This window comes from Paenibacillus sp. FSL H8-0317 (genome assembly GCF_045040685.1).
Taxonomy (GTDB): domain Bacteria; phylum Bacillota; class Bacilli; order Paenibacillales; family Paenibacillaceae; genus Paenibacillus.
Genome location: NZ_CP150294.1, coordinates 3,787,338 through 3,808,521 on the forward strand (window position 1 = coordinate 3,787,338; position 21,184 = coordinate 3,808,521).

The 21,184-nt window shown below is 43.2% G+C and carries 16 protein-coding genes; 13 read left to right on the forward strand and 3 right to left on the reverse strand.

Features of this window, described 5'->3' with window-relative positions:
- Positions 1 to 274 precede the first annotated feature (274 nt).
- From MHB43_RS16860 to MHB43_RS16895, 8 genes are all read left to right on the forward strand, one after another.
- Positions 275 to 1,990 carry a histidine kinase gene (locus MHB43_RS16860; protein WP_339176737.1) on the forward strand — a complete coding sequence of 572 codons (1,716 nt, stop codon included), beginning with the start codon at positions 275 to 277 and terminating at the stop codon, positions 1,988 to 1,990.
- Entirely contained in the window at positions 1,983 to 3,389 is a 1,407-nt protein-coding gene (locus MHB43_RS16865; RefSeq protein ID WP_339176739.1) for a response regulator, read from the forward strand. The genes MHB43_RS16860 and MHB43_RS16865 overlap by 8 nt, the downstream gene beginning before the upstream one ends.
- Before the next feature lie 252 nt (positions 3,390 to 3,641).
- A complete protein-coding gene (locus MHB43_RS16870; protein ID WP_339176741.1) occupies positions 3,642 to 5,378 on the forward strand; it encodes a sugar ABC transporter substrate-binding protein in 1,737 nt (578 codons plus the stop codon).
- Between the two features lie 61 nt (positions 5,379 to 5,439).
- Complete coding sequence (locus MHB43_RS16875; RefSeq protein WP_076253174.1) at positions 5,440 to 6,354, forward strand: sugar ABC transporter permease; 915 nt, start codon at positions 5,440 to 5,442, stop codon at positions 6,352 to 6,354.
- 13 nt (positions 6,355 to 6,367) lie between these two features.
- Positions 6,368 to 7,261, forward strand: coding sequence for a carbohydrate ABC transporter permease (locus MHB43_RS16880; protein ID WP_339176742.1), 894 nt, complete (start codon positions 6,368 to 6,370; stop codon positions 7,259 to 7,261).
- Between the two features lie 22 nt (positions 7,262 to 7,283).
- On the forward strand, positions 7,284 to 8,912 hold the full coding sequence (locus MHB43_RS16885) for an alpha-glucosidase (RefSeq protein WP_339176743.1): 1,629 nt from the start codon (positions 7,284 to 7,286) through the stop codon (positions 8,910 to 8,912).
- 52 nt (positions 8,913 to 8,964) lie between these two features.
- Positions 8,965 to 10,659: an alpha-glucosidase gene (locus tag MHB43_RS16890; RefSeq protein WP_339176744.1), complete on the forward strand. Its 1,695-nt coding sequence runs from the start codon at positions 8,965 to 8,967 to the stop codon at positions 10,657 to 10,659.
- 347 nt (positions 10,660 to 11,006) lie between these two features.
- Positions 11,007 to 11,894 carry an aldo/keto reductase gene (locus MHB43_RS16895; protein WP_339176745.1) on the forward strand — a complete coding sequence of 296 codons (888 nt, stop codon included), beginning with the start codon at positions 11,007 to 11,009 and terminating at the stop codon, positions 11,892 to 11,894.
- Positions 11,895 to 12,019: 125 nt separating this feature from the next.
- Here the strand turns inward: MHB43_RS16895 and MHB43_RS16900 are convergent, their stop codons facing one another.
- On the reverse strand, positions 12,020 to 13,780 hold the full coding sequence (locus MHB43_RS16900) for a methyl-accepting chemotaxis protein (protein WP_339176746.1): 1,761 nt from the start codon (positions 13,778 to 13,780) through the stop codon (positions 12,020 to 12,022).
- A 245-nt stretch (positions 13,781 to 14,025) separates the two neighbouring features.
- Between MHB43_RS16900 and MHB43_RS16905 the strand changes: the two genes are divergently transcribed.
- From MHB43_RS16905 to MHB43_RS16915, 3 genes are all read left to right on the forward strand, one after another.
- Positions 14,026 to 14,427: a hypothetical protein gene (locus MHB43_RS16905; RefSeq protein ID WP_221821329.1), complete on the forward strand. Its 402-nt coding sequence runs from the start codon at positions 14,026 to 14,028 to the stop codon at positions 14,425 to 14,427.
- Between the two features lie 175 nt (positions 14,428 to 14,602).
- The gene (locus MHB43_RS16910; RefSeq protein WP_221821331.1) at positions 14,603 to 15,151 is read left to right on the forward strand and encodes a PadR family transcriptional regulator; all 549 of its coding nucleotides are present in this window, start codon (positions 14,603 to 14,605) and stop codon (positions 15,149 to 15,151) included.
- A 1-nt stretch (position 15,152) separates the two neighbouring features.
- Positions 15,153 to 15,872, forward strand: a complete 720-nt coding sequence (locus MHB43_RS16915; protein WP_339176750.1) for a CPBP family intramembrane glutamic endopeptidase — start codon at positions 15,153 to 15,155, stop codon at positions 15,870 to 15,872.
- A 143-nt stretch (positions 15,873 to 16,015) separates the two neighbouring features.
- Here the strand turns inward: MHB43_RS16915 and MHB43_RS16920 are convergent, their stop codons facing one another.
- Both MHB43_RS16920 and MHB43_RS16925 read right to left on the reverse strand, forming a co-directional pair.
- The gene (locus MHB43_RS16920) at positions 16,016 to 17,779 is read right to left on the reverse strand and encodes a methyl-accepting chemotaxis protein (RefSeq protein ID WP_405117563.1); all 1,764 of its coding nucleotides are present in this window, start codon (positions 17,777 to 17,779) and stop codon (positions 16,016 to 16,018) included.
- A gap of 349 nt (positions 17,780 to 18,128) precedes the next feature.
- Positions 18,129 to 18,539, reverse strand: coding sequence for a VOC family protein (locus tag MHB43_RS16925; RefSeq protein WP_339176753.1), 411 nt, complete (start codon positions 18,537 to 18,539; stop codon positions 18,129 to 18,131).
- A gap of 700 nt (positions 18,540 to 19,239) precedes the next feature.
- Here MHB43_RS16925 and MHB43_RS16930 point away from each other — a divergent pair.
- Positions 19,240 to 20,412, forward strand: coding sequence for a sensor histidine kinase (locus MHB43_RS16930; protein ID WP_339176755.1), 1,173 nt, complete (start codon positions 19,240 to 19,242; stop codon positions 20,410 to 20,412).
- The gene (locus tag MHB43_RS16935) at positions 20,399 to 21,043 is read left to right on the forward strand and encodes a response regulator transcription factor (RefSeq protein WP_221821341.1); all 645 of its coding nucleotides are present in this window, start codon (positions 20,399 to 20,401) and stop codon (positions 21,041 to 21,043) included. Before MHB43_RS16930 ends, MHB43_RS16935 begins: the two co-directional genes overlap by 14 nt.
- Positions 21,044 to 21,184 lie beyond the last annotated feature (141 nt).

Below are 21,184 nucleotides of genomic sequence, written 5' to 3' on the forward strand. Positions count from 1 at the left end.
TGAAATGTCTGAGCATTCCATGAACAAGAAGTGATTTCAACTGAAGTAAGGTACGCATATAAAAGTGCTATTCCTCATCATTTTGAGGAGTAGCACTTTTTATATACGCACAGTATGAAAGCGTTTGACTTATTTGAATATCAATCTATAATGATGAAAGGAAATTGGACTTGGACAGGATACAGACAGCGTGTCCGCTTGAATGTATATTTCAGAGCAAGCTTCCATACACAGGAGGCTTGCTGTTTTATTTTCAGAAGGAGAAGAGGTTCCCATGACACTAAAAAAAAGAATCTTTTTACTGTTCTTTCTCAGTGCGTTTATCCCCTTTATCAGTATATTTGCGATTTCTTATTATACGATCGACTCCATTTTCGCAAATAAGATCGATGATGGCATCCGTAGCAATTTACAGCAGGTGACATCCTCATTGGAGAACTCCATCACCAATCTGAATCACGTTACGCAGCAATTATCTTACAGGGGTACTTTAGGCAAAAGATTAGATGAATTCTTGAATCCGTCCTCTGATATCTTCGAACTGATTGAGGCCAGGGACGAATTAAAGAACGAGTTAAGTGTTGTCACCTTCACCAATCCTAATATCGGATTGACCCTGTATTACTTTCAAAAAGAAGGTACTACGCAGTTCGGCAACTTTCCAATTAAGGATCGTTTCTCTCCTGAGTCTCTGCCTGTGCTCTTCCAAACTTATGGCATTAAGTACTATGGCCCCCATATGAGTATGAACCGATTTGATGATCAACTCGTTCTGTCTGCTTTGCGAAAAGTACAACTTTCCGCGAGAAACGACGTGTTCATTTACGTAGAATCAGGTTTTCGACTTACACAGGATATCTTGGGCTACAATCAATACAACGGCGCATTATCTCATCTCATCCTGGATGGTGAAGGCAACATTGTGTACAGCGAAATACCGGAAGCCATGAAGGTAGGGGAGAATTTCACCAGCTTAACGGCCGATCCTGCCAAGGACGGAATATCCCGCGGGTATCACTGGTTCAAAGAGGATTCCTCACAGAACTGGAGTGTCGTATCGGTCATTTCGCAGTCTCAATATCAACAGGAGAAAAACCAGTGGTTGCTTCAAATTTTGCTGGTCGCTTTATTTTTCCTCGGCTTTACCGTGTTTCTCGCTTGGCTGCTGTGGAAGATGGTCTACAAACCACTCGGTCTGTTCCATTCGGAGATCAATGGGATGTCCAAAAATCCACAAACAATAGGGAGCCGAGCTCGCACTCAGATTCCCGAATTTGATTTTCTGTTGGGTGAATTTTCGAATATGCAGCATCAGATTGGTGACCTCTTCAAGGAAGTTCAGCAGAAAGAGAAGATTCGTGCAGACCTGGAAGTGGAAAAACTGCTCTATCAGATCAATCCGCACTTTCTGATGAATACGCTGGATACGGTGCACTGGCTGGCGGTCATGAACGGACAAGGGGAGATCGACAAGCTGGTGCAGTCATTGAACAAGCTGCTCTATTACAATCTAGGCAAATTAGGGCAAGTATCCACCATGGAAGAGGAGATCGATGCGTTAAGACAGTATCTGATTTTGCAGCAAATTCGCTATGACTTTGAATTTGACGTCCGTATTACTGCAGATGAAAAAGTGCTTCAGATTCCTGTGCCCCGCTTTATTCTGCAACCGCTGGTTGAAAATTCGTTATATCATGGATTGAGTGACGAAGGTTTTATTCAGATTGAAGTGACATGCACTTCAACGTTGAACATTATGATACAAGATAATGGCGCAGGTATGACGGAGGAAACCATTCATAATCTGCTGAACAATCGTGAAGCTGAACAACAAAAAGTAGGGATGGGCATCGGACTCAATTACGTTCACCGCATGTTGAAAGCACAGTACGGGGACCAAGCGCAACTGGTGATTGAGAGTGAATTGGGAACAGGGACAAACATATTGCTCGTATTGCCTATTAAAGGAGAAGATATCTCGCATGATTAAGGTATTGATTGTAGATGATGATAAGTTGGTACGCAAAGGCATTAGCTCTGCGATGCCATGGAACGAGTTCAACATGGAGGTTGTAGGAGAGGCCAGCAACGGGGCGAAAGCGCTGGATTTCCTAAAAACCCAACCGGTCGATCTGATGCTAACGGATCTTGCAATGCCCGTCATGTCAGGGATTGAACTGATGCGAGCTGCGAGGCAGCTCTATCCCGAACTTCATATCGTTGTGTTAACACTACATCAGGATTTCGATTATATCCAGGAAGCGCTACGACTCGGAGCCATCGATTATATAGCCAAAGTGCAGCTGGAGAAAGAGCAATTCGAACATGTTCTGCAACGGATACACACCCGAATTAACGGGTTGACAAGCACGATAAGGAAGATGCCTTCGCAGAATGAAGTCAATTTCCATTATCGAAATGTGTATGCACTTGTTTCACAGGATCGTAAATCAGAACATAAGTGGCCAATGGAGCTAACTGCGCATGAAGACGAGATAAGGTGGGAGGTTGAGCGTAATAGCTGCATGTGGGCTGCACCCCCGTCCCTAGAAGATCAACTAATTCAGCAATTGAAGGAATGCGTGCATCAAGTTCCCCATAGTACGTTGTTGGTTTTGTCTGATATACAAGAGCGAACATGGTCGCAAATCAAAAACTGGATTAGGAATTATACAGAGACGACTTTATTCTATGCGTACAATCCCAATAACCAAGTCATTGCCGTTTCGATGAATGAGGAAGATACAGTTTCAAAAGAACCGCAGGATGAGGACCTTGATCGGATTAAGCAAAGTTGGTTCCAGACACCATGGACCCACCATGACAGTTACTACAATCAACTTATTGACCAGTTTATATCCTTACGATTACATAAAGGTCAGTTGATGGGATTGCTGTACTCGATCGTAATGGAGTGGAACCGTATTTTTGCCCAAACTACGCTTGGAAGAATCTCGATGATCCATTCTTTCGAGTCTTGGTACGAGGTTGAAGAATGGATCAAACAGATTGCTGCAAGCATTCGAAAGGCAGATGAACAGACTTCGTATTCACAGGAAATCATCGATGCCGTGAAAAAAGCGGTGATGATCATGCAGCATGATTTGGAGCAGGCCTATACAGCTTCAGGTCTCTCCCAACAACTCAACATCAGCCGAAGTTATTTCAGTCAATGTTTCAAAGATCTGATGGGGAAAACCTTTAATGAGTACTCCCGATTCATCCGGGTAGAGAAATCCAAAGAGTACTTGCTCAATACAAATAATACGATTTTCTGGATTGCGGAGCGAGTGGGTTATACGGATGAAAAATATTTCAGCCGGATTTTCCGCGAACTGATAGGTCTTCTGCCAAGCGAATATCGGCAGCTAGGTAGAGGAAATAAATAGCCGACAGTTTCCTGTTTTAGGAGCTGCCGGCTTTTGTTTTTGATCGAGAATAGGGGTAGATAGACGAATGTTAGTCAGTAGGTAGGGTAAATGATCACAAGTTAACCATACTTATTAATACAGACTGAAAACTGTAACCATTTCTCTATCCAAACGGACGTGTTATCCCTATCTCGATTAGCCTCCACTTCATTTTATAATGAAAGCGCAAACAAATATATTGAACATCAGAATAAAGGGGAATCGAACTAGATGAGAACAAAATGGTCTATGAAAAGCAACCGGTTGACGAAGCGTCTCGCTGTGCTGTCCATGTCTGCCTTGATGGTTGCAGCCCTAGCGGCATGTGGAGACTCTTCCAATCCTCCTACTGCAGAGGAAGCAGGCAAATATGAGGTGACGCCGGGAGATCCGTTCAGTGCCTATAAAGACGAAATCACCGTAACCATGGGACGAGTAACCACAGCCAACCCAAAACTGCCGGCTGGAGATACCTATGAGAATAATGCGTATACCCGGCTGGTCAAAGACACGTTTAACGCCAAGATTACAGATCAATTTGAAGCCAATGGCGAAGATTATAGCCGTCAAGTTTCACTCGCCATCGCATCCGGGGAATTGCCTGACATGATGCGCGTCGATTCCAAAGACGAACTGAAAGAATTGGTGGATAATGACCTGATTGAGGATCTGACGTCCATTTACGATCAATATGCCACAGATAACATCAAGCAGATGTACGATTCCTATGATGGACGGGCATTAGACAATGCAACAATCGATGGACGTTTGATGGGCCTTCCGGCGACTTCCCTGGATTCCGCACCAACGATGGTTTGGGTCCGTCAAGATTGGTTGGATCTGCTGGGGATTCAACTTGATGCAGACGGAGATGGCGCCATTTCACTGAATGAAGTGGAGCAAACAGCGCTGGAATTCCTGAAAAGAGATCCTGGCCAATCCGGAAACCCGGTAGGCATTCCATTTGTGAACACGATGAATACAACAGATTATAATGGCTCTGCTTATACGATGCTGGGTGTGGCCTCAACCGAGGGAGCCTTCCCGCAATATTGGATGAATGGTGAAGACGGCAAAATCGTGTATGGTTCCACAACAGAAGAAACGAAGAAAATGCTGGGTACCATGGCGGATTGGTTCAAGAATGGTATTATCGACCCGCAATTCGGAACCCGCACGTTTGATGATATTACCGCACTCTACGCCAATGGCCAAAGCGGTATTGCCTTTGGACCGTGGCATATCCCTGACTGGGGACTGATCAGTGCAAAACAGATGGATAAAAATGCGAAATTCTCGGCTTATACGCTGGAAGATGCAGACGGCAAGGTCAACGTGGCGCATGCCAATCCATCCAATCAGTTTATCGTGGTGAGAAAGGGTTATGAACACCCTGAACTGGCCGTTAAGATTGTAAACCTGTTCTACGATAAACTGGCCAATGATAAAGATGCCGCAACAACCATGCCGGAAGCTGCCAAATATCAGGAGACCGGGGTAGACGGATCTACGAGACCTTTTAATATCGAAGTCAACTCGGCTACATCGCTGCTGGATGATTACTCTGATGTTGTTCGAGGAATCAAAGGAGAGATTTCCCTGGATGAGGTTCGCACTACCGAATCGAAGAACAATATCGGAAGCATCAAAACCTATTTGAGCGACATGGATACGGATGATGTGACTGCTTGGTCAAAATATCATTCGCGGATCAACGGAGTGGGACTAATCGACAAACTGACACAAGAAAGCAAATTTGTATGGATGACACCTGCTTTCTCTGGCACTACACCAAGCATGAAACAGACGTGGGCCAATCTGACGAAGTTGGAACAGGAATCGTTTATCAAAATCATAACGGGTTCAGAACCGCTCGATTACTTCGATACATTCGTGAGCAACTGGAAAAAACAGGGTGGTGATCAAGTCATTCAGGAAATTGAAGACGAGATCGCATCGAAACAATAATATCCATGAACAGTGGAAGGGCTGCGATACGCAGCCTTTCTTCAACGAAAGGGGTTCATCCATGAAACAGGGGAATTTGAAAGCGCGAGGGCGGCTCGGCCCAGGTGCCATGTACCATATGATGATGATTCCGGGCATTTTGTTTTTGCTTGTATTCAGCTATGTTCCAATGGTCGGTATCATTACAGCGTTTCAGGACTATATACCGGCCAAGGGCATGTTCGGCTCTGAATTTGTAGGCTTGAAGCATTTTATGTATATGTTCAAGCTGCCGGATATCGCGCAGGTCGTCAGCAATACGTTGGTGATTGCGATTGGCAAGATTCTGCTTGGAACGATGATGGCCATCATTTTTTCCGTTTTATTAAATGAAATTCGTATCAAATACGTTAAAAAATCCGTGCAGACGATTGTTTATCTGCCACACTTTCTATCCTGGGTTGTACTGGCATCCGTTGTTGTCAACATGTTCAGTCTGGATGGCATTGTGAATCAAATGTTGGCGTTTTTTGGCCTCGAAAATATTAATTTCCTTGGCAGCAACACCTGGTTCCAGCCACTGATTATCGGTACAGACGTATGGAAAGAGTTTGGTTACAGTTCCATCGTTTATCTGGCTGCGATCACATCGATTGATCCCGGTCTGTATGAAGCGGCAGGAATGGATGGAGCCAGTTGGTGGAGAAAAGTGTGGCATATTACATTGCCAGGCATGCTACCTATTATTCTGCTCATGGGCGTAATGAGTCTGACCAACATTTTGAGCGCCGGTTTCGACCAAGTCTATAATCTGTATAACCCGGTTGTCTACGAGTCAGGCGACATTCTGGATACCTATGTTTATCGGATCGGTCTCGTTGGACGACAGTATAGCTTCGGTACAGCTGTTGGTTTGTTCAAGTCCGTAATCGGCATTGTGTTGCTCTTGTCTGCCAACCAGTTGGCCAAAAAATATACGGATCGAAAAATATTCTAAGGAGGCCAAACCTGTGTCCTATTCTTCAAACTTCAAAGATCGAATTGGCCGGTTTGTCATCTATGCCATCGTCATCATGCTGGCATTGGTCTGCCTTCTTCCGTTATGGAATATCGTCGCCATTTCATTCAGCAGCAGCGAGGCGGTATCCGCGAATGCTGTAGGTCTCGTTCCGGTCAATTTTACAACAGCGGCTTATACCAAAATTATTGATGATGCACAGTTCTGGCGTTCCTTTGGCATATCTGTTCTGCGTGTCGCGCTCACCCTTGTGCTTAACATGATTTTGATTATTTTGATGGCTTATCCGTTATCCAAATCGAAGAGGGATTTCAAAGGCAGAAACATTTATATGAATATCATGATTTTTGCCATGTTGTTCAGCGGAGGCATGATTCCGAGTTACCTGTTGATCAAAAACCTGGACATGCTGAATACGATATGGGCACTGGTTCTGCCAGGCGCTGTCCCCATATTCAGTGTCATCCTTGTGATGAATTTCTTCTCTGCTGTACCTAGAGCGCTTGAAGAAGCAGCGTTCATCGATGGAGCAAATCCCATTCAGGTCTTGTTCAAAGTGTATGTGCCTGTGTCCATTCCTGCGCTGGCGACAGTCGCCTTGTTCAGTATCGTCGGTACATGGAATGACTTCTTCAGTGGTTTGATCTATATGACCAAAGTCAGCAATTACCCGCTAATGACCTATATTCAGTCCCTTAATGTGAATATTGCCGATTTGCTTCAAGCCGGCACGAATTCCAGCGAACTCAGCAACCTGACTGAAATTTCGAATAAAAACCTGAACGCAGCCAAAATCGTAGTTGCTGTTATCCCGCTATTACTGATTTATCCCTTGCTGCAAAAATACTTTGTGACTGGCATTGTTGTAGGATCGGTCAAAGAATAACCTTAGAAAGGTTGAATGGAACATGGAAAATAAAAAATGGTGGAAAGAAACTGTGGTATATCAAATATATCCACGCAGCTTTCAAGATCGAAACGGTGATGGAATCGGAGACTTGGAGGGCATTGTGTCCCGATTGGATTATTTGCAGCAACTCGGCATTGGTGCGATCTGGTTATCACCTGTCTGCAAGTCCCCTCAAGATGATTACGGATATGATATTTCAGATTATCAGGACATCGATCCGATGTTTGGGTCTTTGGAAGATATGGAAACGTTAATTCTTGAAGCCAAGAAACGTGACATTCGGATCATTATGGACTTGGTGTTGAACCATACCTCGGATGAACACCCCTGGTTCCAAGAAGCCAAAAAAGGTAAAGACAATCCGTACCATGACTACTACGTCTGGAGAGATGGCGTGGAAGGAATACCTCCGAACGACTTGGGGTCCACCTTCGGTGGTTCAGCCTGGGAATGGGTGCCTGAGATCGGGCAATATTATTTGCATCTATTTTCCGTAAAACAGCCAGATCTCAACTGGGAAAACCCCAAAGTCCGGCAGGAAATATACAACATGATCAATTGGTGGATCGAAAAGGGTGTGGGTGGTTTTCGACTTGATGTGATCGACTTAATCGGTAAAGAACCGGATTTGAAGATTACGGGAAACGGACCTAATCTGCATAAATACATCAGGGAACTGAGCAAGGAGACGTTTCAAAAAGCAGAAGACCTGCTTACGGTTGGAGAAACATGGGGCGCCACTCCGGAAATCGCCAAACTGTACAGCAATCCAGACGGCAGTGAGTTTTCAATGGTATTCCAATTTGAACACATCAGTTTGGATGAACAAGATGGCAAAGGAAAGTGGGATCTTAAACCTTTGGATGTGATGGCATTAAAAAAAGTGCTGTCCAAGTGGCAAACGGAGCTTAAGGGTGATGCCTGGAACAGTCTATTCTGGAACAACCACGATTTGCCACGTATCGTGTCACGTTGGGGAAATGATGGAGAATTCAGAGTTGAATCGGCTAAAATGTTGGCGACCCTTCTTCATGGCATGCAAGGTACGCCTTACATATATCAAGGTGAAGAGCTGGGGATGACGAATGTTCAATATTCGATCGAGGATTATCGGGATATTGAATTGCTCAATTTTTATAAGGAAAGAATGGGGAAAGGTTATCCTGAACAAAGCGTGATGGAGTCGATCTACGCCAAGGGACGTGATAATGCACGCACACCTATGCAATGGGATAGTTCCGATAACGCTGGTTTTACACGAGGGGAACCTTGGATTAAGGTAAATCCAAATTATACGTATATCCATGCAGAGGAAAGTTTGAATGACCCTGAATCCATATTCCATTATTACCGGAAGTTAATTCAATTACGAAAAGATCATGAAGTCATCGTATATGGTGATTATAAGCTGATCTTTCCAGAGAACCCAGACGTGTTTGCATACACCCGTACGCTGAATGGTACTACAATTCTTGTGTTATGCAATTTCAAAGGATATACGACTGAACTCCCGCTTCAGGAGCAATTGACAGGGTCCCATCAGCTTTTGATAGCTAACTATACAGGTGAACTCTCGGAGAGTGAATTACGTCCATATGAAGCAAGAATGTACGTTATTCATAATTAAAGCATAATACGTTATATGATGTTCAGTTCTCAAGAAAGAAGGATTGTATTCAATGAAAAGAGTATGGTGGAAAGAGGCAGTAGCTTATCAAATCTATCCGAGAAGTTTTATGGATTCCAACGGAGATGGGGTTGGTGACATTAAGGGGATCATCTCAAAACTGGATTATATTCAAGATCTCGGTATTGATCTGATATGGATCTGTCCGATGTATAAGTCACCCAACGACGATAATGGGTATGACATCAGCAATTACTGTTCCATTATGGATGAATTCGGCACGATGGCGGACTTTGATCAATTACTGAATGAAGTGCATCACCGCGGCATGAAACTCATTATGGACTTGGTGATTAATCATACAAGTGACGAACACCCGTGGTTTATTGAATCCAGAGCTTCGCTGGATAACCCCAAACGGGATTGGTACATCTGGAGAGATGGGAAGAATGGAGATGAACCAAATAACTGGGAGAGCATCTTTGGCGGTTCTGCTTGGGAATATGATGAAGTCTCCGGACAGTACTATCTCCATCTATTCTCCAAAAAACAACCAGACTTGAATTGGGCAAATCAGGAAGTTCGGAAATCCATATATGAAATGATGAATTGGTGGCTGGATAAAGGTATTGATGGTTTCCGTGTGGATGCCATCAGCCATATTCACAAAGAAGAGGGCCTCTTGGACATGCCAATAAGAGAAGGCGTCAAGTACATCTCCTCTTTTGAAAAGCATATGAATGTCAAGGGAATCCAGAGTTATCTGCAAGAAATGAAAGAGAACACATTATCCAGATATGACGTCGTGACTGTTGGGGAAGCAAATGGAGTAAAGGTAGAGGACCAAGAAGATCTGCTGGATTGGATCTGTGAAGTCAGAGGGAAATTTAATATGGTCTTTCAATTCGAACATCTGGACCTTTGGAAAAACAGCACAGACAGGCAACTGGATGTTCCCAAACTGAAAAACGTCTTGACCAAGTGGCAAAAATCACTGGAAGGCGTCGGCTGGAATGCTTTATTTATTGAAAATCATGATCAGCCTCGTAAAGTTTCAACTTGGGGAAATGATACAGAATATTGGTATGAAAGTGCTACAGCACTTGGAGCCATGTACTTTTTCATGCAAGGCACTCCATTCATATATCAGGGGCAAGAGATCGGCATGACAAACGTGGCATTCCCTTCCATAGAGGATTATAACGACATAGCGGATCGGAATTTATATCAGATCAAACGTGAAGAGGGGATGTCACATGAGGAGATCATGAACATCATCTGGGCTTCGAGTCGCGATAATTCCAGAACGCCGATGCAATGGTCTAAGGCCAAAGAGGCAGGGTTTACCAGTGGTACGCCATGGCTGAAAGTGAATGACAATTACATCCATATTAATGTAGAGAAACAACTTCAGGAACCACGTTCCATTCTTCAATTTTATAAACAAATGATTCAGCTGCGAAAAGAGCACGATACGTTGACTTATGGTATTTATGAGCTTCATATGCCGGATCATCCGAGTGTATATGCATATACACGTACACTGGCAGACCAACAGGTGCTGGTAGTAATCAATCTTACTGAACACATGGTGGAGCTTGAGGAAGATGAGCTTGGCCTCAACTTCTCAGAGATCTGGCTTACCAACTATGAGAATGGCTTGCTGCCGCTGGTGTTGCGACCGTTTGAAACTATTGTTGGATTAAGCGAAAAGTATAAATCTGATGTTCCTACAGGTATCCAATGAAGCAAACAGAGAATTCACTCTCTAATTTCTGACATCGAGCAAGTGGACCCCTTAGAAAAGGTATTGGAATCAGTGCCGCTTATCCAATGAATTTCTAAGGGGCTTTATTTGTTATGCCTTCAGCCAGCGGAGGGCGTGAAACGAGTGAAGCCAAGTCATTTTTCTTTAAAGGGGATACATTAAGTCAACCTTTAAATTTGAGAGGGTTCTTCCTGCGTATACCGACGAGCATACCTCAGATTGAAAATTTGTTAATTATCCTTTATTATGAAAGCGTTATCGTAAATTGAATACTTATTGTTCCATTCGGTCAATTGACCAACATATTAAACCTCGAGGTGAGTAGCATGAAGTACAGAAGATTGGGCAAAACCGAGCTGGATGTATCCGTCGTAGGTGTGGGCACCTGGCAGTTTGGCGGGGACTGGGGTAAAGACTATACCCAGAAGGAAGTCGATGATATTCTTTACCGTGCCAAAGAGCTTGGTATTAATTTGATTGATACAGCGGAATGTTACGGACCTCACCATATGTCGGAAAACTTTATCGGGGATTTTATGTCCCGTGACCGGCGTGAGGATTGGGTGATCGCATCGAAGTTTGGTCATCAATGGCATGATCACTGGACCAATGCCTGGAGTGTGGATCAGATCCGTGTACAACTGGAAGAATCCCTGAAAGCCCTAAGAACAGATTATATCGATTTGTATCAGTTCCATTCCGGATCAGATGAGGCGTTTGATAACGACGAGCTGTGGACCATGCTGGACAAGCAGGTACAGGCCGGTAAAATTCGAAATCTTGGTATCTCCATTGGCAGCAACGATAATCTGCATCAGACGAGCAAGGCTAGTGAGTTAAACGCGAAGGCAATACAGGTCGTATATAACCGTCTGGACCAGAAGCCCGAGGAGAGGGTATTCCCGTCATGTCAGGAGCAGGACCTTGGTGTGCTTGCAAGAGTCCCACTGGCCAGCGGCTATCTGAGCGGTAAGTACAAGCCGGGCGCCGTGTTCAATGACAATGTCAGAAAGGGACGCGAGCGTCAAGAGATCGATGAGAAACTGCAGCTGGTAAGTGAAATCCAGAAGAACGAAGTCCCTGAAGGGGTCGACATGGCCTCGTGGGCCCTTGCCTGGTGTCTGAAGCATCCAGCCGTTAGCTGCGTCATTCCAGGATGCAAAAGTCCGGATCAGGTTGAAGCGAACGCCCGGGCTGCAGATCTGGAATTATAAGCGAGCTTGATTGGTGTAGCTTGCTGAGGGCAATATAATCGTGGATTAAAGTGAATTAAAAAGGAGAAAGCAGCCGACCAAAGTATAAGGGGTCGGCTGCTTTTTTTGACCTGGAAGAATCATAATTAATATTTAAATTGAATCGTCAAACGCTCTAACTTTTGAGACATTTCCTGCAAGGTTGTGGATAAACTCGTGATTTGCTCCATGGAAGCCAGTTGTTCTTCTGAAGAAGCAGCTATATTTTGGGAGTTGTCTGCAGCTTGAAGTGCTAGATTGGAGACTTGCTCCTGGCCCGCTGTGATTTCTTGGACGCTTGCCGTGATCTGCTGTGTAACGCTGGCAAGTTCCTCCGTTTGTTGGGCGATAAAGTTGGTAGACTCTACGATTTTGTTAAACTGTTGTTCCGTCTCATTAGCAATCTGTATGCCGGAGTCAACGTCCTGTTTAACTCGATTCAACGTTTTGAGCGATTGTTCGATATCTGTACGCATATCTTGAATCAACGTAGAAATCTGCCCGGATGACTGGTTCGATTGTTCAGCAAGTTTTCTCACTTCAGCAGCTACTACGGAGAAACCGCGTCCTTCTTCGCCTGCACGGGCTGCCTCAATCGAAGCGTTCAAAGCAAGAAGATTCGTCTGCTTCGCAATATCCGTAATTGCAATGAGCATCGTACCGATCTGCTGGCTACGTTCATCTAGCATTCTCATAACTACATCCGTTTCATTAACCGACTTGTTGATCAGATTCATTTGCTTCGCCGTATGCTCTACGGCTGTACCACCTATGTTCGCGAGTTCCATCGCATCAACAGAAGAATCGGCAATGGTTGATGAGCTTTCCGCAATTCGCTGGATCCCGATCGATATTTCCTCGAGTGAGTTGGTTGTCCGTTGAAGCATCATTTGTTGCTCTTGTGCACCGGCTGCAGATTCTTGGATGGAAATGGTGATATTCTCAGTTGCCTGACTGGTGTGCTCCGCACCAAGAGTCAACTCTTTGGAAGATGAGGCTACCTGCTTGGTAGAGAGATCGACTTGACTAATAAGCGTTCTCATGTTTTTAATCATATGATTAAAGTCCTGTGAAAGCTCACCGATCTCATCTTTGGACTTCATCTTAACTTCTTCAACGGTTAGGTCACCGTCCGCAACGGATTTCAATCGCTTAGCGACCATAAGGATCGGCTTCGTTAGGCGTCCTGAGATGATGCTAACGATAATGGAACCAAGAACAACCGCCACAGCCATAATTATAAGAACAAGATACAATACTTGTGTGGCACCACTGTTAAACTCACTTAAGTAGGCACCCGAACCGATGATCCATCCCCAATGCGGGTCCATTTCAACATATGAAACTTTCGTTTCTACCTCACCTGTATCCGGTAGAGCCCACTTGTAGGTGACAAATCCGCCTCCGGCTGTTCCAACATTAACGAGCTCTTTTCCCAAATATACGCCATCTTCTGTAACGACATCTGTCAAATCCTGACCTTCATTTGAAGGATTCATTACGGAATGTGCATCTTTGCCAACAGCCCATGGATATCCTGTTTCCCCTACAGTATATTCACTTTTTACAGGCCGCTTATTATCTGCATTCTTTTCACCGAGCAGTTCTACGCGGAGCTTTTCCTGCGCTTGCTCCAATGTTAAACTTCCATTCTCTACCTGCTCGTTGAGGAGATTAATCATACCAATGACCATTCGGACACTATTTTCAAGTGCGGCCTTGCCGGATTCATTCATTTCATTTTTTGAAACGGTATAAGAACTGAACCCTATTACGATTGTGGGCACGATAAGTATAACCAAGCACAAAGAAACTAACTTAGCCCTTAACGTTCTCATTTTTAGAATGGATCCTATCTTTGTTTTCACTTCAGTTCCCCCTAAGTATGTCAATGTACAGATCTAACTCAGAACCTGATAGTTAAAATTTAAATTAAATCTGTACCTAATATATCGAAAAAAGAGGAGCTAAAATGAAGTCTTTGAGCGATGAAAATCTCTGTAAACGAACTCGACCTTTTGTCTGCGATGTTTCATAAAACAAAGGTAAACAAATACTTATTGTTGTATAATGATGGTAAAATATACAGGTGATATGATAGGAGCGAGGGATTTTGCACAGAAAGATTAAGATTAACCTTTTTTACTTAGCTGCTGGGATTTATCTGGGTATCGCCGTTGCAGCATTTGTTCCATGGATTGAGATTGGTTTGAAAATAACGGCATATTCAAGCATCATCGCACTATTAATAACGATCTATGACTCTTCTAAGGTTAGCCTTAGAATAACCTCACAAGAAGGCAATTTGCGTAAGCAAAGAATTCATTATGTATTTATGTTAGCTATGAAAGTGTTAATGATAGTATCACCATTCGTTCTTTTGTTCTGGATCAATTATGAGGATGATGAAGAAGTAATAGCCAAGATAAGTAATTACGTAACCTTTGCTGCAATTGGAATTGTGTTTTTTACAAGAGGCATGGAATTAAAAGGTTTAAGCAGCACTCAAAAATGATTTGAGGCATATTGCATTATTATAGATAGGAAGGGGTGTTACCTTACGGTAATCACTCCTTTTTGTATTGTAGAACAGAATGAAAGATATCTAAAAATGAATTGTAATCTTCATCCTAATGGAGTAATATGCTAATTGTATATATCTCAAAGATATATTTTGAATGGGAGGGCATATGAAAAGAATCAATACCACCCACTTTGCGATTCTCGGCTTGCTTCGTGTGAAGCCCATGAGCGCATATGAGCTTGTTAAGTTTTCGAAGGAGAGCATCGGCCTTTTTTGGAACGAATCGTATGGACATATTCATAAGAGTATCAAACAATTGCAGTTAGAAGGCTCAGTTTCGGTGATAGAAGAAGCGAAGACGGGGAGACGTAAAATTGTCTACGGCATTACAGAGCAAGGATGTGACCAACTTGATTCCTGGCTGGCTCTGCCACCTGAAGAACCCGTAATGAGAAACGAACTGCTGATGAAGCTTTTTGTCTCCGATGAACGTCATATCCCGCAACTCATCACTTTTCTTGAAGAGGAATTAACAGCTAACGAACAGCTCATCACGATGTTGGCAGGAATTAAAGCGAGTGTTCCTAAAGGGAAAAGCAAGCAAGCCCAGCTCTGGTTGTTAACCCTGGACTATGGGGAGAGATATCTTCGGATGACTACGGAATGGTGTCAGCATGCGCTGGAAACCTTAAGTCATCCAAACAAGGGAGAATAAAATGAATAAAAAACGATCCACCCTCATTCCCATCCTATTGATCACGATCGTGGTGGTTGCCTGCGCACCTCTCCTGTTATGGTTTAGAAGTAGTCCGCTTCTCCCATTAAAGGTCTTCGACAGCGATGAATACAACCTGGAGATTAGTTATCAAATTACGGTGTTGTTATTAGCTGTTATTGTGATTGGCATTGTATACGGGTTGGCAGGTAAGGGGGGACTTAGGTATTTAAATCTGAAAAAGCGAGATGGAAAAATTCGGCCCGAACCGTGGATCGGCATTAAGCCGAAAGAAAAAGAGACATGGAAACACTTAGGTCTAAATTTTGCGGTCATCATTACGTTGGTAACATCTGTCGTTATCTACTTCCAAGTGGTGCACGGCGAAAGCGTAAGACTGGAGCTGTATCCCGGTGTTGTCCTCATCCTTGTGTTTGCACTAATGAATGCTTTTTCTGAAGAAATCATCTTTCGGTTTTCATTTGTTGCCGTTGTAGGTAAATATGGTTTGTCTTCGTATGTAGCTCAAGGACTGGCGGCTGCAATCTTTGGCGCCGTTCATTATTTTGGACATCCAGGCGGGATAGCAGGTGTAATTATGGCAGCGTTTATCGGATGGTTTTTAGCCAAATCGATGTTAGAAACGAAAGGATTCTTCTGGGCGCTGACGATTCATTTCTTGCAGGATGTTCTTATTTTTAGTGCCTTATTTATGAAGTAGCTGGGCTTGGGAGCTCATACCAAAAGTTAACCGCCCATTAAAAGGCGGTTAACTTAATCCATTGGCTATTCCTCTATAGGTGTTTCTCATAAATTACCATTGTCATTTTGTCGTTAATAACTTTGGTTACACCCGTCTTTTTATTATGGACCTGATTTACGGACTTCGATCTGAAATTGATCGGAATATGATTTGAGGTCCCCTGCAAGACCAGCGAGTTCCCCGGAGATGTTCGACAGTTCGCTCGCCGACCGTTGCTGTTCCACAGCACTAGCCGTGACTTCTTCGGCCATGGCTGAAGTTTCCTCGGTTGCGGAAGCAATATAACTGAGGTTCTGTTCCAACTCCTGACGAATAGAGTGCATATCCATTGTCCGGCTGTCCAAACTCTGAGCCAACTCATGCACTTCGGTCGATAAGCGGCTAACCTGTCTAAATGCCTGGAGGCAATCAGCGATCTGTTTCTCCTGTTCCTTAACTGCTACCATATTCGCATCAAAATGACTACCCATACGATGTATCTCTTGAACGAATGAACTCAGGATCTCATCAATCTCCTGGATCGAACGTTCGGATTGTTGAACGAGCTGTCCCATTTCACCAGCAACGACTGCAAAGCCTTTACCTGCTTCTCCAGCTCGGGCTGCTTCAATTGAAGCATTCAGGGATAGTATTTGAGTTTGTTTTAAAATGTTGTGAATTTGACCGCTAATAGAGGAAGCTAGTTCGGATTGAGTCGTCAGAGACCTGGAAATGTCCTGTTGATGCTCAACACGCTTGGCATTCTCTCGGCCTTTCTCAAGCAGAACCTCATGTTCACGTGTAACTTGTACTTGGACAGAAGATAGCTGCTCTGAAGTATAAGTAAACTGTTTCACATATGAACCTACTTCATCCATTATTTTGCCGAGATTCTCTGAGTGCTGGACGGAGTGTTCTGTCTCTTCAGCCTGTTTCATTGAACCCATGGCAATCTCCTCAATCGCTCTGGAAAGTTCTTCGCTCTGACGCTGGTTCGTCTGAGCGGTTTCCGAAATATCTTTGGATGAATGCTGTAACGTATTTGATCCTTGCTGTATTCCCATCAGAATGTTCGTCAATTGGGCAACCATGATGTTAATCAAATCACTGATGTCACCGAGTTGATCATTGGTCATATGTGTGGATACGACTTTGAGATTCCCATCAGCAACCTGTTCGAGGCTTGACTTAATATCGCGTACTTGTCTGAGAATGCCTCTTACTACGAATAACATCATGACCAAAGAAAGAATCAGTACAACCACAAAAATCGGGATTATGGTCTGATAAGCATTATTCACAGATGTCGCGGAGACTTGATTCACTGCTCCAGCAGAAATATCAACGCCCAGATAGCCAATGACAGTACCTTGCGAATCCTTGATTGGTGTAAAGGAGGACAATAGCTGTCCCCAGGTTGGATCATCTACAATGCCTGTTGTGACAACTTCACCGCGTAATAAGCGTTCCTGAATCTGGGGATTGAATTCCATTGCAGTGCCGTAAGGACTATACTCTGTATCATTCCAATCCGCTCCATCCACGGTGTAGATCCACCCGTCCGAAGTTTTGTTATACATATAAACATACAAGGCTCCCGATTGAAGCCTAACTTTAACGAGTTCGTCCCTAAGACTTTTATATTCCTTGCTCTCCTCTGAAACAGTAGAAGATAATGTCTTAATTAATTCCGATTCCTGACCAAGTTGAGAGGCGGTATTCACAGCCAGCTGCTGATTGTTATGCTGCATGGTCATTAATGATGCATTTTCACTGGAGTCGATAGTGGCCCACATAATTAGACCGCCCATGGCCAGTAGCGGAACCAGAATAATCAAATACAGTTTGAATCTTAAATCCATCTTTTTTTGGTAAGTCTTTCTCAAATCCTGTTCCCCCTTGGATGTAATAAAGTAAATATGGTTATTCATATAACCCCTTAATATTTATCGTAATATTGAAGAGGAAAATGAAGACTAACACTAAACTTGTATATACATATACGCAGGAGAATGTGATCATTTGTGGTACCAGTGCACTCAAACCGAATGTAGAAATTACTTTGCATCAAGAAACGTTGTCATTAACCAAAAAAGCTCCACCAGCTTTATGCCAGTGGAGCGCTTAATATTTCTCTAAGACATTCTGTTCAATATACAAACATACTCATGGATGCTCATTGCAGAAACGGTCGATATAATCAGAACATTCAAGTAGAAGCATTTATTGAGATCGTTAGAAAGCATGCCTACCACTGAACCGTTGAATTGCTTCCTCGGTCACCGGTGTGAAGAGATTAACCAGATTACCGTCAGGATCACGAAACAGCAAAGCACGATTCCCCCAAGGCATTGTGGTAGGTGTCTTTACCCACTCATCGACAAACGGCTTCAAGCGCTCGTATTCCGCATCGACATCGTGGACATGGAACTCAATAATGATTGTACGATTGTTGGCCGCGACAGCGGAACCAGCGCCAAATAGTTGCACCGTCTGGGAGTGGCCGATCGCTAGAGTGCACGATGGCATAACAAGTTCGGCAAAGACAGGTGCAGGGCGTTCTGCTGAGACACCCGTAATTTTCTCATAAAACTCGACAAGACGATCCACATCATCAGTAATGATGCGCACAGAAGCAAAATTCACAAGATATCATCCTTCCTATAATAAGTAATACATTTTGGATCAAAAACACTTCGCATTTACTTCTACTCCTTTACAATTTCTTACTCCAACTATATAAAAACACTACTGACAACGGTATGTCAGTAGTGTTTTATGAAGAAACCATAGAATAAGAGTGAGCGGATTGAACTAACGAGAAACGATAACGCCGGAAGGGATCTCACAGTTGGTTGCTACTGTAATTTGTATTATTGCTTCAATGATATTATCGAGCTTTGAGTTATCTACTGTATATGTGAATGTATACTTTTTTCTTATTTTTGCATTTCTGCCAGCTAGTGTGAACATTCCCTGTTCTTTTTTACTTGATGGAGAAAAAAGTAAGCCGGAATAATCCTTTCTTATGTAGTCACTGCCCTTGCCATTGCAGGGTTAAGAACATTGCTAGACTACTATATGAACATAGAAGAAAATCTCTTTTAGTATACGGAATAGTAGCTGCATTTAGTGTTGTAGTATATACACTCTCATGGATCATATGCACAAGATGGATAAGCCGTAAAGAATTATGACCACTTGGAAAAGAACTGTATTTTTCTTGCGAAATAATCTAAGATTTACTCTTAGGTAGTGATAAAACTTGATGAGTAGGGAGTGGAAAAATATTTTCGTGGAGTCAGAGCAGTCATCGTTCAATGATTCTCGTTATCTAGGAGCTAGAATGAAAAAAATCATTTCTTTCATGGACTGGAGTATATTCTCGCTTCGTTTTTATCATTACTTGTTGCTTGCCATTCTAATTCTAACTGTACCCGGAGACTCGGCTCACGTTCAATTGGAGATCATCTGGCTTTTGGCGGCCTTCCTTGTCCCGATCTTATTTTGGTTTCCACAACTGCGGTTGAACAATCTGTGGTTTTGTATTACCGAGGTCGTTCTTGGCGGCTCATATTATGTGAATATGACTATCCATTCTGAATTCATCTCCTCGCCTGATTACTTGCTTCCCAGCCTAACCATGGGCTACTTATTGACCAGAAAGACATTTTGGATTATCCCTACTGTTTTTTTGATACCATTCGTCTTCCTGTTCAATCAAGGATACACCTTGAACCTGAGCATGAGTATGGGGTTCGACAACTTGTTATTTTGCTTTATTGGTATATGGGTAAGCTTCATAGCTAATGCTTATCGTCAGAAAAATGCCTTGGCGGTTGAAGTTGAACATCAGAACAGGTTGTTGAGCCATTATGCCGCTCAGGTCGAGAAATTAACGTTAATGGAAGAACGAAGTCGTATGTCCAAGGAACTCCATGATACACTTGGGCATTCCTTTATTTCCCTGATCATGAGTCTGGATGCGGCCATTGCTCTATTGGATCATAAGCCTGCTGAGGTGAAAGATAGACTTATTCGCTTGAGAGCGTTAGCCGAGAGGAATCTCGACGAAATGAGAGATGTTGTTCACGAAATGGGAGAAGACGATACTAGCCTCTTTAAGCAGATTAGCGTACTTGCTGATAGCTTTGCCGAGCACACTGGAACGAATGTTACATTGGATCTGCCTATGACAGAACATGCAATGCTTCTTAAAGCGCGACAAGCTATTCTTCGCATGATTCAGGAATCGTTTACGAATGCGCTAAAACACGGAAAAGCGTCTAAGCTGAATTTGGAGCTTTCCTTTGTTGAGGAAGCCTTACATATTGTTATTCGAAATAATGGTAAGCCATTGGACAAATTGGAATACGGCTTTGGCTTGACCACGATGAAGCAACGGATTCAGGAAATTGGAGGTAAGCTTACCCTCTCATCCTCATCTGGAGCCACGTCGTTCACCGAGGTGAGATGCGAAATTCCATTAAATGGAGTGATGTTACATGCAGAAGATTAGAATATTAATTGTCGACGATCAAGAGCTTATTCTGGAAAGTCTGCATATTGTCCTGTCTCTTGAAGAAGATTTTGAGATTGTCGGATTAGCCAAAAATGGGGAAGAAGCCATTGAAGGCAGTAAACAATTTCAGCCTGATATCGTGCTAATGGATATTAATATGCCCGTCATGGATGGCGTTGCTGCAACGTCACGAATTAAGCAGCAGATTCCGGCGATTAAGATCATTATGCTGACCTCTTATAAGGAAGTGGATTATGTTTTGACGGCATTAAGTCATGGAGCAGAGGGCTATCTACTCAAAGCGATCCGTCCCAAGGAGCTGGCTGCAGGAATACGTGTGGTTCATACAGGAGGTACATTGATTTCTCAGGAAGTGGCTGCCAAATTGATAAAAAATATCCCCCCGTCTGCTGCTCCAAAGAGCAACGAGTACGGATTGAGCGCACGTGAAATTGAAGTACTTCACAAGTTGGCATCTGGCTTGCGCAATCAAGATATTGCTGAGGCTTTGTTTCTTAGTGAAGGGACCGTTAAAAACTATATTTCTTCCATCTATTCCAAATTGGATGTGAAAGGAAGGAGGGAGGCAACTCGCAAAGCCAAAGATTCAGGAATGATGGAAGAATAAACAGGTAGAATATTACTGATGTTCATAAAAAATCGGCAACTCATTGGAGTTGCCGATTTTTTATGTCATAGGTCAATTCATGACTAAATCGCACTATGTCTATATGACTTTTAAAGTCTAAATTTATAACAAGCGGAACAA

Bases quoted from the DNA above. Each gene is read 5' to 3' on its own strand.
- MHB43_RS16860 (WP_339176737.1), top strand. From the start codon at position 275: ATGACACTAAAAAAAAGAATCTTTTTACTGTTCTTTCTCAGTGCGTTT.
- MHB43_RS16865 (WP_339176739.1), top strand. From the start codon at position 1,983: ATGATTAAGGTATTGATTGTAGATGATGATAAGTTGGTACGCAAAGGC.
- MHB43_RS16870 (WP_339176741.1), top strand. From the start codon at position 3,642: ATGAGAACAAAATGGTCTATGAAAAGCAACCGGTTGACGAAGCGTCTC.
- MHB43_RS16875 (WP_076253174.1), top strand. From the start codon at position 5,440: ATGAAACAGGGGAATTTGAAAGCGCGAGGGCGGCTCGGCCCAGGTGCC.
- MHB43_RS16885 (WP_339176743.1), top strand. From the start codon at position 7,284: ATGGAAAATAAAAAATGGTGGAAAGAAACTGTGGTATATCAAATATAT.
- MHB43_RS16890 (WP_339176744.1), top strand. From the start codon at position 8,965: ATGAAAAGAGTATGGTGGAAAGAGGCAGTAGCTTATCAAATCTATCCG.
- MHB43_RS16895 (WP_339176745.1), top strand. From the start codon at position 11,007: ATGAAGTACAGAAGATTGGGCAAAACCGAGCTGGATGTATCCGTCGTA.
- MHB43_RS16910 (WP_221821331.1), top strand. From the start codon at position 14,603: ATGAAAAGAATCAATACCACCCACTTTGCGATTCTCGGCTTGCTTCGT.
- MHB43_RS16915 (WP_339176750.1), top strand. From the start codon at position 15,153: ATGAATAAAAAACGATCCACCCTCATTCCCATCCTATTGATCACGATC.
- MHB43_RS16930 (WP_339176755.1), top strand. From the start codon at position 19,240: ATGAAAAAAATCATTTCTTTCATGGACTGGAGTATATTCTCGCTTCGT.
- MHB43_RS16935 (WP_221821341.1), top strand. From the start codon at position 20,399: ATGCAGAAGATTAGAATATTAATTGTCGACGATCAAGAGCTTATTCTG.